This window comes from Streptomyces sp. DH12 (assembly GCF_020873895.1).
Classification (GTDB): Bacteria; Actinomycetota; Actinomycetes; order Streptomycetales; family Streptomycetaceae; genus Streptomyces.
In genome coordinates this window covers 1-560 of sequence record NZ_JAHWGT010000561.1, presented here as the reverse complement: position 1 = coordinate 560, position 560 = coordinate 1, and the positions used below count along the sequence as shown (strand labels likewise).

General features: G+C 76.4%; 1 protein-coding gene. It reads left to right on the top strand.

Translation table 11 applies throughout. The features are described from left to right. Positions 1 to 560, top strand: a 560-nt coding sequence (locus LPA54_RS35775; protein ID WP_228984728.1) for a glycosyltransferase family 4 protein, incomplete at both ends; no start/stop codon positions are given.

The following is a 560-nucleotide window of genomic DNA, read 5'->3' as shown; positions in this document are numbered from 1 at the left end:
ACCCACGGCCACGAGGCCGGCTGGGCCCAGCTGCCCGCCGCACGGCAGCTGCTGCGCCGCATCGGGGAGTCCACGGACACGATCACCTACCTCGGCGAGTACACCCGCTCCCGGATCGCCCGCGCCCTCACCCCCGAGGCCGCCGCCCGCATGGTGCGGCTGCCGCCCGGGGTCGACGAGAAGACCTTCCACCCCGGCTCCGGCGGCGACGAGGTGCGCGCCCGGCTCGGGCTGACCGACCGCCCGGTGGTCGTGTGCGTCTCGCGGCTCGTGCCGCGCAAGGGCCAGGACACGCTGATCCGCGCGATGCCCGCGGTCCTCGCCGCCGAGCCGGACGCCGTCCTGCTGATCGTCGGCGGCGGCCCGTACGAGAAGGACCTGCGCCGCCTCGCCGCCGACACCGGCGTCGCCGCCTCCGTGCACTTCACCGGCGCCGTCCCCTGGTCCGAGCTGCCCGCCCACTACGGCGCAGGCGACGTCTTCGCGATGCCCTGCCGGACCCGGCGCGGCGGCCTGGACGTGGAGGGTCTCGGCATCGTCTACCTGGAGGCCTCCGCGAC